We start from the raw sequence: 12,685 nt of genomic DNA, 5'->3' as shown, positions 1-12,685 counted from the left end.
TAATTCGGTTCGCGCGCGCCGCGCATTTCGTGCTCATCGGTCCAAAGCCGCCAGGATACGGGCATCCCGTTCGTATGGGTCCTCGCGGAAATGAACGACCCCGTCTTCGACCCACGCTGTCCAGTATGTCAAAAGAACTGGCATTGGCTCAGGTAGATCAACGCGCGTCGTCTTTCCGCTATCCAAAATGGACTGCATCTTCTGTCGGCTCCAATCTGGCTCTCCCTCCATCAGAAGGCTCGCGAACTCGAACGGATACTCAAGGCGAACGCAGCCGGAACTGAGATTTCTCTCGTTTCGGTCAAAAAGGGTTTTGTCGTTTGTGTCGTGCAAGTATACAGCGTATTTGTTTGGAAACATGAACTTAACCAAACCCAGCGCATTGTCCGGGCCCGGTTGCTGAACCAGGGTCACGCCGGGGTTCTTCGCCCCCCAGTTTACAGCGTTTGCGGGGATTGTCTGTCCATCCTTGTTCCGTACGACATAGTTGTTGCGTGTCAGATAGGCTGGATCGCTGCGGATGCGCGAAAGTTTGTCTTTACGAAAAATAGAGGCGGGAACGGTCCAGGTGGGATTGAATTCCATGTACTTGATTTCGTCTCGGAACACTGGGGTCTTTCGATAGGCTGACCCTGTGATTGATCTAGTGGTCCAAAGCGTGCCATCCGATGTGACCAAATATGTGCGGGCCCCTGCAATGTTCACCAGCACGAATTCGTCGTCGACTTCCCGCATAAGCCAGCGGCCACGTTCCAAGCTGAGACGCAGCTTGTTAATGCGATCTTCCACCGGTTTGTTTAGCGATGCGAACGTCTTACCGCCAATGACCCCATCGGCTTCTAATCCATGCCGACTCTGAAAAGATTTGACTAATTTCACCAAGTTATCGTCGTAAACCCAAGCTGTGTTTATGCCGTTTTCGCCATCTTCAGAAGAACTGCTTGTTTCAACGTAGCCTTCTGCCGCCAGCCTTACGCGCAGCTCAGCGACAGCAGGGTCCACCATCTCTGGTTTAAGAACGGTTTCATCCGAAACATTGGTCCAACCGCCCTGCAAAGCAATGGCCCTATACTTACTCAGTGCTTCGACAAGCATCGTATACTGCGCATTGTCGATATCGATGCGTTCGATTAACGCGCTAAAACCTTCACCCTGAAGAAACTGATTCAGGGCAACGGCTGGGTCTTGTTGAATTACCGGTTTTGAGAAGTTCCAATCGTCGTCCAGTGCATTTGGGTCGACTTTCCCAAACACCAAATGATGAACCAGTTTCACAGCAGCGTCAGTTGCTAGAATATCGAACAATGCTTGATTAAGGACATCCCCACTTTGGGCGGCCTTAAATGCGGCTTGAAGCTCCGCTAAGTCAAAGTCTTCTGGTCTGAAACCCTGTTCTATTGCACTATCCAACTCATCAAAGAGTTCGTCTGACAATTCATCGCGTGTCCACGCAGGAGTAAAGTCCCTCTCTTCGTAGAAACGCGGCACTAGGATTTCAGCATCCAAGCTCTTTCTGTCAGGTAGCGTGCTACTCACGTCCAACTTGGCACCGAGTAGAGAAGCAATCTGCTCTGATATCTCGTTTGCGACACTTGGGTTGGGGAATATTGTTACCAATGCAGTTAGCGAAATCGCGACTAACGACTTAACGTGACCCACCAATACCTCCTGCGGTTTCGCGCTATATGCTGTCTCTATGTGGGAGGATACTCATACATAATGTATAATCAAATCGTAATTTATGATTTTAGTATGGCCATTTGATTGGAGGGTTCGAGTGCTGTGTGTATATGCAGGGGATTGACGCTGAACGTCCAAACGATGCTGTGGACGAGGCGGCCCTGTTGAATCTACTGTCATTGCAGTATCGACGGAGTTGGGCGGGTTATGGCGACATTTGTATTGGTCCATGGAGCGTGGCAAGGGGGATGGTGCTGGGCTCGCGTAGCCGCCCTTCTGCGTAGGGACGGCCACGACGTTTTCACCCCGACACTGACAGGGGTGGGTGAACGTGCGCACCTCGTGAGTGACGAAACCGATCTGGCCATGCATATCGAAGATGTTCTCGGGGTAATCAAGTGCGAAGAACTCTCTGACATTGTTTTGTGCGGTCATAGCTATGGCGGCATGGTTGTCACCGGAGTGGCGGATAGAGCGCCCGACCACATTCGCTCACTTGTATACCTCGATGCTCTCGTACCGGGCGATGGGCAGGCGGCCTTGGATGTTTTGCCTGCGGATATCGCGGCAGGGCTTCGTGACAGTGCCGTCGATGGTAAAGTCGCGCCGGGCCCAGCGGAGGCTTTTTCGGTGAATGGAGCAGATTGTGCGTGGGTGGACCGCCGAAATGTCGCGCAACCACTCAAGACATTTGAGCAACCGACGCAACTGGTGAGCGGCGGAGCCGAGCTGTCAAAGCGGACCTACATCTATGCCACCGGCTGGGTCCCAGGGCTTGGCCAACCGTTTTTTGAGCGATACCAGCATCAGTCGGGGTGGACAGCGATTTCGGTGCCATTCGGGCACTACGTGATGATCGATAGGCCTGACGAGTTGGCCCGAATGCTAATGTCCGCGATTTGAATTTGGCCGCCGGATCCTGCACGAGCGCGCGGACAGCGAAATCGCCCGCGTAAGAATAGTTATTGCTTCCATCCCGATTGTCCTACTTCAACCAGCGCTTTGGGCGAGATGCGCCGCAGCGCCGCAAGTGAATCCGCGTCTCGACTGATCAGTTGGCATTGATCTCAAACCGAAGCTTCAGCTTCAATGGCAGGGAACCGATCTCGGCGCCGTCACTTTCGGATGCTCGATAATGAGTATGCGGTACTAGCTAGGAAAATAAGATCGGCTCAGACAAGGCGCTCGACGTTATCTTGGCCAACTAGTCTCTCACAATTGCCTTAGAACTGTTTCCCACTGACTAGGGTTGAATTTTTCCGGCCAGAGTGCACTCTTGATTGTGGATGAGCGTCGAAAGTCGATTGAGTTATGCGAGGACTACTATATATTGAACGAATTCTACGCGCCGCGCAAACTTATGGGCAAAAAATGCAAACTTATGCGCAAATCTCGCGCAAGGTTATGGGCGCAGACTCCGTAATTTTCTGAATGTAATCAGTGTTGCGCGCGCAGCGTTATGAGCACACCTACAGATTTTGTAGGTTTGCGCATAAGACTTCGCACACCCCATAAGTTTGCTTGGTTCGCCCATAGTTTTGCGCTGCGCAATTGTCTGCCTTAGCGATGAATTCAATCAGTTTTTGGCATAGTCGTTGCGGTTATGGCCCTTTGTGTTGCTCAATCCCGCAAAGAGCCTCCCTAAGGAACCTTGGATTCTCGCGAAGGTCTGCGACGCGCAGAAAGCTGACTTTGCAAAGTCGAGCCATTTACCTCTTCGGATCAAAACGCATCCAACAAACCTGACTTTCAGGATCTTCTACCAATTGCCGAAAGGCTCGCGTCACAGCATAAATAAGCAGGGCCTGGCGCACGATCACTGCCTGACTTACAACTTTCAGAAGCGCTTAAATGTTACTTCTAGGCGTGAAATCAGTCCGAACTGTTATCCAGGCTTCTCATGCTTCTCATGACTTTCTCAACATGTGATGGATCGCTAAAAATTCCAACCAGCATCTTTTCAACGTCGGCATCAGGCCAAGATTTCCTTAACTCGGCGTATTTTCGAGCGGCTTCTTTGGTATTACCCAACTCATACAATGCGGCTGTTTGATAGGCGAAGGACGGGGCGCTGATCGGGTCTCCGTACTCTGCGGCCGCCGAAAAGGACTCCAGAGATTTCTCGTAATTTTCCAAGTGGAAATTCGCAGCACCAAAAATGTTTCGATTGGCAAATCGCTGGTTGCTTCGTCCTCCGTTCATGGCTTTGGCCGCAGAGCTTGCAGCTTCGGCAAAATGGCCTGAGAACAGCGCGATTGAGCCATGTATGTCCAACACATGCTCATCATCTGGTGCAAGTGTCGCGGCTCGTGTTGAGATTCTCATGGCCTCATCAAATTCTCTGTTAGCAAATTTAACCCAAGCCTGAGCTGACTGGGCCCATGGATCTGTCGGAGCAAGGCGGCGTGCTCGATCAGCCATGGTCACTGCTTCGTCGAGCAGTGCATTTTTTTCCGGGCCTGGCGGGGTTAGGATTGCCAGATTTCCGAGCGCCTGAGCCGCACCAGCATAGCCACCATGGTAATCGGGGCCAAGTTCGATGACCCTGCGGAAAACTTCAGCCACCAACTGTTGGCGCGGCGCATCAAATATGGGAAACATCATGCTTCTTGCCTGATTGGCCAGATTCATGGCCTGCAATGAAGACGCCGATTGTTCGATGACGGCCTGACGCTTTAGCGTGTCTTGTATTGGAAACTCGGCTCGGGTTTGGCCGGTATCAGACGGATTGTTCTCGATAGTGATGGTAGCAACGGCGATGCCGATAGCGGTTCCCGTGACGAAAGACAGGCCAGCCCAACCGAACGCGCGACGGGAACTTTCTTGCCTGGATGCGGCAACTTCGACCCGTTCAAACCTTGGTCTGTAACCCCCGGTGTCCACGAATATTCGGACGGGATCGGCGGTTCCCGCCGTGTCATAGTAGTGTTCAAGATTTTGCCTCAGACGCCGCGCATCCACCCTGACAACATTGTTTGCATCTCCTTCTTCAGTCGGATCGCGATCATAAACATCCTGAGCGATTGTTTTGCCCATAATGAGCTCACCGCGGCCTTCCAATTCTTCGGTCACGATGTACTTCAAAAAAACACAAAGCCGATCCAAGTGAGAAAACAACTCACTTTTGCACACCGCCTCCAAAGCATTGCTCTTGTCGATGTCCTTAATGTCTGAAGGCATTTTTACCCTTTAATTTCAAGGTTACACCAATCGTATTCAGATATTATAATGCACTTCTGACCTGCGTGAGTCACCCCTGTGTCACAGTGAGTCCGTTACTCAATTGAAAATCCTGAGGAACACTAACCCTGCATCGCAACCGATGTCCCGTCGGTGACGGCCTCTTCGAATTTCCGGAGGCGTCTCCGAGTTTTGCAAGGGAGTGTAAATCATGAATAGACGAAAACGACTATTGAAGTACTCAGCCTATCTGGTGGCCGGGTTGACGTTTGGGTTCTGGCTGGCCGCCCCGAACGGAGGGCTGAAGATCCTAAGTTATACCTTCGGCCCTTCGATGGCCTTGGCTCAGGAAACGCCAGAAGTGTCCCCGGTCAAGGCGAGAGAGAGAGATACATATTACCCAAACAGTGAGGACCTGAAACCTGACGAAATGCGGGTGATTGCCTGCGGTACCGGGATGCCAACCACCCGAGCAGCACAAGCTGCGGCCTGTTTTCTGGTCGAGCTTGGAAACGGCGACAAGTTTCTGTTCGATATCGGTTCGGGATCAGCCGAGCGGATTTCGTCGCTGCAAATCCCCTACAACTACCTCGACAAAGTGTTCATCGGGCATTTGCACACCGATCATTTCGGTGCGCTGCATGACCTGTTCATCGGTGGTGCTTTGATGGGACGCAATGTTCCTCTTCGGGTATGGGGACCCAGCGGCGCAGTGCCGGAGCTTGGCACGGCCTATGCCTTGGACCGCATGCAGGAAATGCTGTCGTGGGACTTGGCAGGCCGGGCCGGAAACGTGGATTTCCGCGGCTATGTTATGGATGTGACCGAATTCGATTACAAGCTTGAGAATGAACCGATCTACGAGGCAAACGGCGTTGTCATTCGCACATTTCCCGCGATCCATTCCATTGATGGCTCGGTCAGTTATGCGCTGGAGTGGAATGATTTGAAGTTCGTCTTCAGCTCGGACACCTACCCCAACAAATGGTTCGTCGAATATTCCAAGGACGCCGACCTGGTCATCCATGAGTGCTTTATTGCTGTGCCCGAACTGGTCAGTAAAATGAAGTTCACACCGGAGTCAGCATTGCAGGTGGGCACACAGGTTCACACTGCACCAGAGGCGTTCGGCAAGGTCATGAGTGAGATCAAGCCACGCATGGCAGTCGCGTACCATTTCTTCAATGACTTTGACACCGTCAATGGCGTGTATGAGCGTATACGGTCCACCTATGACGGCCCCCTCAGCATGTCCGAAGATTTCATGGTCTGGAACGTGACTAAGGACGACATCGTCGTGCGCATGGCTGCAACCGAAGAACGGACCTGGGCACCGCCATTGGCGGCCCCCGCAGAGGCGCCAAAAGTAGAAGACAAAACTGCGATGGCGGAACAGCTCGGGGTGGAAACCCTCGATTTCAGTGACTTTGTCGCCAGTGGGGTCTGGGATGTCGAGGATGTCTTGCGCCCGATCTACGAGGAGGCCAGCGAAGCTATGGGGCAAGAGTTTCCATACCCGGAGAAGTCTGAACCCAAATAAGTCCTGAAAACAACCCGGTGCCTTTTGGCATGCCATCCGGCACCGGCCTCTGTGCTTCTTTTTTCAGGCTAAACCTCGGGTTTGGATCAGGAAGCACAGAACAGGGCCTGCAAAGGAGTGTTCTCTCATGATGCCTTTTAAACCTTTGATCATTCTTGCCGTCTTTTTACTCTTGCGCCCGATACCAACGCAAGCCGACTTGCTGCCAGCGAATGGTGCGGAAACTGCTGCTAACTTCGCCGAAATTTCTGTTCTGGAAGACCGAGTCCGGGTCGCGTTGGAGATCGACCTTGATGATGTTCACGGCTTTCTGGCGAAACCTGCCGAAGGTGAAAACCTGGTCAGCAGCCTGACCGAAAGAACAGGCAAGGCGTTTGAAGTTCATGCAGATGGCACTGCCCTTCTACCCGAAACCTATCAGCTTGAAGTGCGCCCCAGAAAACCGAGGGTGACAGCGTTCAGGCCAAGCTACGGCCTGCCTTCAAATGACGAACGATCAGCGCAGGTCGTTTCCGTCGTCCTTGACTATCCTTTTACTGACCGACCAACGGAAATTGAATTCAAGCCGCCCCTCACATCTGACGGAATTCCAACCGCGGCAATCGGGGTGATCTTCGATCACCTTGGTGTGGCCGTCACAGACTATCGATATCTTTCCCGGTCTGAGGTGTTTTATCCCAACTGGAACGACCCCTGGTACAGTCGGTTTGAGAACCCGAACCTGACCAGGCACCACAAATCAGCGCTCATGTCCTTCGTGTCTGTTGAACCGCGAGAAGTTCGACACGAGGTGATCTTTCGACTGCGCGATTTAGAAGCCTGGATTGACCTAAATCTTGGGGACATGACAGTCCTTGATACCGCTGCGATGGCCAGGGTCCAGCAACAGGCCATCGACCTGTTTTCGAGCAGCAATCCACTAACAATTGACGGTCAGATTCTGCTTCCTGGCACTGCAAAAGTCGAGCAATTGTCCGTTGGTGTAGAAGGTTTGAAAGTCCTTGAAAGCCCACCGAAAACAAACCGGGATACTGCCCTGCTTGGCATAGTTTTGTCCTATCCCCGCGATGGATTGCCCAAAGAGTTTTCATTGAAATGGGACTTGTTTACCGAAGAAACGGAAACCATTCCCGTTCAAATCTCGGACCCCGCCGGGGCTGTGCCTGGACAGGTGACTCGAGATGTGCCCGATATTTCATGGAAAAACTATATTCAAAACTGGAGTGATCCCAGAACTCAGCCGGTGATCGTAGCCACTTCTCGCTCTATATCGGTGCCAGTCTTATCACTTGGACTTGTTATCTTTGCGGTGTCTCTTGTGGCATTTGCCTGGCGAAACCGCTCGGGTCAGTGGCAGGGCTGGGCCGTGGGCGCCGTTTCAATCTGTCTTGCCGCCACCGCTTTAAGAACGGCGACGGTCGAGATAACCCTGCCAACCGATACGCTGGCCAAGACTGATGCAGCAGCCGAGGTTGCCGAGAAGATTGTATCAAACCTCGCAACTGCGCGATTGGAAACGCAAAGCCCCCAGATGTCGGAAGCTCTTAATGCCTTTGTTACCGCAGAGGCTTTAAATGACGTTGGGGCAGAAATCCGGCGCGGGCTGTCTGTGTCCTTGCCATCTGGTGCCTCCGCTCAAATCGAAGCCACTGAAGGGCTGGTGGTGGAAAACGTCGATTCCAACAACGCAGATGGCAGCAATCAGGTATTGGCCCGCTGGAACGCCACGGTCAGTGGCGGTCATTGGGGCCACTTGCATCGTCGCACCGTGTCGTATCGCGCATTGCTGAATGTCGAGCTTTCAGAAGGCGCGTGGTCTTTGTCAGGCCTAACAATTCTCGAAGCGCAGCTGAACCGTCAGCCCTTGCCTGAAGGAGGTAACTCATGAGACGTATTTTTATTTATTTTGCAGCCTTCATCAGCTTTCTCGGTCAGCCCGCACTGGCTCACTTCAAGCTGAATCAGAACGTACGAGTACACCACGTTTTGCATTCAGAAGAAGGTCTGGACGTTTATCTGCGTGTGCCGATGCCCTTTGTGGTAGCCGAATTGGTCGGACCTGAAGGTGCAGACGGTTTACCAAGCCCCGCGCCCTACACCTACAATCAGATCGAAGCCGGCGTGTTGATGCACTATTTGGATCAAAACGCTCTGCACAGTGATCCGGGCGGATTGGCGGAACTGACAACCGGTGGCCTCAATCTTTACGTAGAGGACCAGGCCCAGAAGCCATCAGTAGTGGCCATAGCCCTCCATCCATTGGGGTTGGAACCGGGATTTGCCACCCTTGCAGAGGCACAAGCCGCAATGGCCGATGGCACTGTGTTTCCCGAGATGGGTGAGACCTATGTCGGTGACGTTATGATCGACTTGCATCTTCGCTACGCCATCGGGCCAGTCAGTGTTTACAGCCTGTTCTATTCCACTAATCCCGGTCTACCGGGGCAAGAGGACACTGCGAACCTGATCCTCGATTTTAACAACAACGAGGTCCGCACCTACCGCGCCACGGGCTTGATGCACGAACCGGTTAATGTGTCAGGGTCTGCAAGAGCGGCGGCATCGACTTTTTTTGTCGAGGGCATCCGCCACATACTGGAAGGCCCAGATCATGTGCTGTTCGTGTTGTGCATGATCATCGGAGCGCTAAACCTGCACAGCCTTCTGGCACGGGTAACTGGTTTCACGCTTGGCCACACGGTCACATTGATCCTCGGTTTTTTCGGCTTTGCTCCAAGCGGTGCGTGGTTCATCCCGACGGTCGAACTGGCGATTGCTCTGTCGATCATCTACGCCGCCGTACTGGCCGTCCGACCGCCTGAACGGGAACACCGTGATCTGAAAGCCTTTGCCATCACCTCGGGCATCGGATTGCTGCACGGGTTTGGCTTTTCCTTCATGTTGCATCAGATCCTGCGCGTCGATGCGCCAAATGTCTGGCACAGCCTGCTGGCCTTCAATGTCGGCGTAGAGGCTGGACAGTTGATGATCGTGCTACTGGTCTGGCCGCTGGTGCTGCTCCTTCGTAAGCAACCCGGTCGCATCTGGACCGGTTCACGCACTGCTGTGGCGTTATGCGCGAGCCTTGTCGCGATGGTCTGGGTTGTCGAGCGGGCAGAGTTCTTCCTGTGATGCACCATTGGCGACAACTCTGAGGTTTGACATGCTGTTCATTCTTGCGATCTATTTCGGGCTTCTAACCATGTTTCCCTTAGCAGAGACTGGTCCGGTTTTACAAAAGTAACGCGGAAGCTCGTTACATTCTGCTGGTACGCTACTAGAGCCGCGCCATGTTCCGAATTACACAATGGTTTACGAAGCCAGCTTGCTGCTTTGCGAGCCGCCATGTTGCCTGTCCAAGTCCGAAACTCGTTTGGTCTTCGAACTTCAATCGTCAGTGATCATCTGATCTGAGATGGTGCCTTCGACAAAGCTAAAATCTTGCGACGGTCGCGTTTCTGAGACCGCAGTCAAGATGCTTGGACCAGATTCCTTTAATGCATGTTCTCGGCCACTATCGTTTTTGATCCAATCCTGAATCTGAAGATACGTTTGCAGGGTGCCGAAGCTCGCCGCTTGGTCGGATTGCGCCGCCACCGCGATGCCATCTCGGACCCATTTTGTGGCAAGGCAAAAACGTAATCGGATGACTGTTCGTAGGCATAACTCTCAACGACACCTTCTGCGGCATCCACAACCATGACACATAAAATGAACCTGTCATCGGTTTGCGCAATCGTGGTTACCCAAACGCGTGCTTCAGCAGTACAGCGTTCTCGCGATAACGAAACTGGTTGATGATTAGGTGTACCCCAGAGGAACCCAATAACTGCTTCTGGAGACGCATCTTGGTCATTGACGCCATCAAACCCATCAGGTTTCTCGGCGACAACACGGCAGCCCACATAATTTGAATAAGCGAGCGCGAGGTCTTTATCGTTGGTCAGTGCTTCGCCACGATGCGGTTCTAAACACGAATTTCCTATGATGGGCGAAACATCGGGGTGTTGGGGTAAGTCAGGGCGCATTGTTTCGCGCCAGAGGCTCTGGGGATTTTCACCTACAAGTTTGAAGTCTTCAAGCATCCGTAACTGGTATGAATACTCCTGAGTTCCTTTGCCACTCGTCCGATAACGTACATATGCGATTAGATGCGGGTCAACTTTTCCGGCAACTGGCTGGGCTCCGACCTCGATAACTGTATTTGCAGTAGTTGTAGTGCTGGAGTTTTCAGCGCCCATCCAATTCGCACGAATGGGATCGAAGAACAAAACCAACGTGAGAATGAGACCAACGACACAAATTAAGACTGAGATCGAAGCCGAATGTTTTACGAACATAAAAAAACACCGAAATGTACTTGTTTTCATGCCCAAGTAATATTGCCTTGCAAGACAATCATCCTTTGGGTGTGCTGCTAAATCCACTCGGATTGAAGCGGACATTGGTGCTGCATGCAGCATCGGTTAGTTTGGGCTCGTTCAAGACTTTAGCTGCAAAGCGTTCGGATCGCGGCAAGGCGGACAAAGCAGTCGTTCGTAGAAACTCTAAAGACGAAGATGCAAATGCATGATAGCTCCAGATTATGGCCAAGACATCTGCGCGAAATCGAACGCCCATCCCTTACGCATTTGCGGTTATTGGTGTTCTTTTTGCTTCAATCTGTTTCGGGCTGGTTCCCTACTTCAGCCGCAGCCTGACCGAACAGGGTGTTGCACCCTATGCGGTCGCATTCTACCGCTACATTGTTGCGGCTCTTCTTCTGCTTCCTGTTCTCATCGTGCACCGAAAAGAATGGCGAGAGATCACTTGGGGTCTTTCCGCCGGAGCCGTAATGGGTCTTGGTTGGATCGGATATGTAACGGCGCTGGAGAAGCTGCCCGCATCGACAGTGGGTGTGCTTTACATGACCTATCCGGTGTTCACCTTAGTTATTGCTTGGGCTGTGTTTGGCGATGCACCCACGAGACGCGCCATGTTGGCCGCTGGTCTGATTGTGGTGGCAGCTGTCATTGCTGGCTCGCCTGCGTCAGAGGCTGCGGAACACCTACCAGCGCTGCTGCTATCCCTTGCCGCCCTATTTGGGTTTGGCTTCGGAATTTGTGTCTTGGTACACAGGTTGTCACGGATTGCGCCGTTGGCACGTATCGCGTAAGTTTCTCTGGGGTCTGTACTGGGCCTCGCACCGCTCATCCTTGGTGCTGAGGTTGGAGAACTTCTCCCAAGGGAACAATCCAATTGGCTTTTCATTGTTGGTATTGGTCTGGTTACCGCTTTCGTGCCACAGCTTATCTACACGATATGCTCACCTGTTATTGGGGCTTCCCAAACTGCGGCCGTCGGAAGCATCGAATTACCCACGATGTTTACTGTGGGATATCTTGCCTTTGGCGAAGCAATCTCTTTACCTCAAGCTTTGGCATGTGCCTTAGTGCTGGGCGCAATCGCGATCACAAGAAGTAGAAAGTCGCGCACCGTATCTACCGTGCTCGCAAAATCACCAAGGCGGTAGTACTGGGCTCGGTGCTGCCGTGCTCTGACGTGAGCAAGCTCTGCACGGGTGCTTATCGAGATGACGACGGAGCGGTGCGGGTAGTTTTTACGTCGAAAGATCGAGTTGCATTAGCACACAAGCCCCTTCGTCCTTGATGTCCAGAAAAGGTCGCTGCCCGTTGAGTTCGAAGTCTTCGTAGTCAATCGAATGAGTGCTGGTGAAGCCCGCTTTCAAAAACATGCTTTGTGAAAACCGGTTTGTCGCTTCGGCGAAAGCAATCCGGTAGCCAGATCTTTCAGCTTGGCTGAGACAAGAGTCCAGCAAGCGTTGCGCAATTCCTCTTCTTGAGAAATCATCACGCACGGCGATCATGAATATATGAAGAAACCTCTCTTCCTGAATGTCGTGCGTCTTTGAAAAAAAGCCTTCCAGCTCTTCAATTAGCTTGATGACTGGCTCAGAGTCCAATTCCACTGCATCAATCTCATCCGGGGGCGGTTGACCGAAGTCATGTGCCAGAACTGCGCCTACTATTTCACCAGAAGCTTCATCGAGAGCAACAGACGACAAACCCTCCTTTGCTGATTTTGATCCAAATAGTTCGGCGATCTTTTCGAGCTTTTCAAGCGAGAACTTAGTTGAAACGGCGGGAGGATCACGCCTGCTAAAAACATCACCAAGCAGTTTAGACATTGCATCATTGTCTGTTTCTGACATTCGTCGAACTACGATCTCTGAACTAGTCATTCGGCAAATCTCTTAAAACCAGTGGCGTAAATACCTGGCACAAT

The 12,685-nt window shown here is 52.3% G+C and carries 9 protein-coding genes; 5 read left to right on the top strand and 4 right to left on the bottom strand.

Annotation, left to right across the window (positions count from 1 at the left end; translation table 11 throughout):
- Positions 1–33 precede the first annotated feature (33 nt).
- A complete protein-coding gene (locus QMP16_RS13440) occupies positions 34–1,659 on the bottom strand; it encodes a L,D-transpeptidase family protein (RefSeq protein ID WP_282152796.1) in 1,626 nt (541 codons plus the stop codon).
- A 228-nt stretch (positions 1,660–1,887) separates the two neighbouring features.
- Here QMP16_RS13440 and QMP16_RS13435 point away from each other — a divergent pair, with 228 nt between their 5' ends.
- Complete coding sequence (locus tag QMP16_RS13435; RefSeq protein ID WP_282152795.1) at positions 1,888–2,583, top strand: alpha/beta fold hydrolase; 696 nt, start codon at positions 1,888–1,890, stop codon at positions 2,581–2,583.
- 969 nt (positions 2,584–3,552) lie between these two features.
- Here the strand turns inward: QMP16_RS13435 and QMP16_RS13430 are convergent.
- Complete coding sequence (locus QMP16_RS13430; RefSeq protein WP_282152794.1) at positions 3,553–4,860, bottom strand: tetratricopeptide repeat protein; 1,308 nt, start codon at positions 4,858–4,860, stop codon at positions 3,553–3,555.
- A gap of 211 nt (positions 4,861–5,071) precedes the next feature.
- Between QMP16_RS13430 and gntH the strand changes: the two genes are divergently transcribed.
- The 3 genes from gntH to QMP16_RS13415 all read left to right on the top strand — a co-directional run bounded on the left by gntH (position 5,072) and on the right by QMP16_RS13415 (position 9,532).
- The gene (gntH, locus tag QMP16_RS13425) at positions 5,072–6,400 is read left to right on the top strand and encodes a guanitoxin biosynthesis MBL fold metallo-hydrolase GntH (protein ID WP_282152793.1); all 1,329 of its coding nucleotides are present in this window, start codon (positions 5,072–5,074) and stop codon (positions 6,398–6,400) included.
- A gap of 127 nt (positions 6,401–6,527) precedes the next feature.
- Positions 6,528–8,288, top strand: coding sequence for a hypothetical protein (locus QMP16_RS13420; protein ID WP_282152792.1), 1,761 nt, complete (start codon positions 6,528–6,530; stop codon positions 8,286–8,288).
- Positions 8,285–9,532: a HupE/UreJ family protein gene (locus QMP16_RS13415; protein WP_282152791.1), complete on the top strand. Its 1,248-nt coding sequence runs from the start codon at positions 8,285–8,287 to the stop codon at positions 9,530–9,532. Before QMP16_RS13420 ends, QMP16_RS13415 begins: the two co-directional genes overlap by 4 nt.
- 362 nt (positions 9,533–9,894) lie before the next feature.
- Here QMP16_RS13415 and QMP16_RS13410 read toward each other — a convergent pair whose 3' ends face one another.
- Positions 9,895–10,863: a hypothetical protein gene (locus QMP16_RS13410; protein WP_282152790.1), complete on the bottom strand. Its 969-nt coding sequence runs from the start codon at positions 10,861–10,863 to the stop codon at positions 9,895–9,897.
- 122 nt (positions 10,864–10,985) lie between these two features.
- On the opposite strand from QMP16_RS13410, the gene QMP16_RS13405 reads away from it, so the two are divergent.
- Entirely contained in the window at positions 10,986–11,555 is a 570-nt protein-coding gene (locus QMP16_RS13405) for an EamA family transporter (RefSeq protein WP_282152789.1), read from the top strand.
- A gap of 444 nt (positions 11,556–11,999) precedes the next feature.
- Here QMP16_RS13405 and QMP16_RS13400 read toward each other — a convergent pair whose 3' ends face one another.
- Entirely contained in the window at positions 12,000–12,611 is a 612-nt protein-coding gene (locus QMP16_RS13400; protein WP_282152788.1) for a GNAT family N-acetyltransferase, read from the bottom strand.
- Between the last annotated feature and the right edge of the window lie 74 nt (positions 12,612–12,685).

Origin of the sequence: Ruegeria atlantica (assembly GCF_947495585.1) — a bacterium.
In the GTDB taxonomy this organism is placed as follows: domain Bacteria; phylum Pseudomonadota; class Alphaproteobacteria; order Rhodobacterales; family Rhodobacteraceae; genus Ruegeria; species Ruegeria atlantica_G.
This window is presented reverse-complemented; position numbering and strand designations above follow the sequence as displayed.